The organism is Pseudonocardia sp. OZ21, from assembly GCF_059359135.1.
Genome location: NZ_JCADBN010000052.1, coordinates 1 through 570, shown reverse-complemented (window position 1 = coordinate 570; position 570 = coordinate 1). Strand labels below are relative to the sequence as shown.

Here is a 570-nt window from a genome sequence, read left to right as displayed (position 1 = left end):
GATGCGGTCGGCCGGGAAATGCGGCTCGATGGGCAGGTAGGCCCCGCCGGCCTTGAACACCGCCAGGACCGCGGCCATCCAGTCCAGGTTCCGCTCGGTGACCACCGCGACCACGTCCTCGCGCTGCAGCCCGCGGGCCAGCAACGCCCGCCCGAGGCGGTTGGCCCGGGCGTTGAGCTCGCGGTAGGTCCACTGCCGCTCTCCCTGCACCGCCGCGACCGCGTCGGGGTGGGCGGCGACCTGCTGCTCGAACAGCTCGTGGAACCGCAGGTCCGGCAGCTCGCGGCGCGGCCCGGCCAGGCCGTCGAGCTGGAAGCGGAGCTCCTCAGCGGACAGCAGGCTCTGCCGCCGGTGCTCGGCGTCCAGGTCGGCGGTGATCAGCGACAGCGCGGTGAGGTAGTAGCCCGCGACCCGGGCGGCGTAGTCCGTGTCGAGCACATCGCTGCGGTAGCGCAGCACGAGGCGGCCATCGGCGATCCCGACCCGCAGCACGGTGCCCTCGGCGAGCGCACCCGCGGTGCCGGTCGGGTCGAGCACGGTCTCGAAGGACGGTCCGGCCACACCCAGCTC

1 protein-coding gene is annotated in these 570 nt (G+C 74.0%); it reads right to left on the bottom strand.

The window, feature by feature from the left end:
* On the bottom strand, nucleotides 1-570 hold a 570-nt coding region (locus AC5L35_RS37345; protein ID WP_495064479.1), incomplete at both ends, for an AMP-binding protein.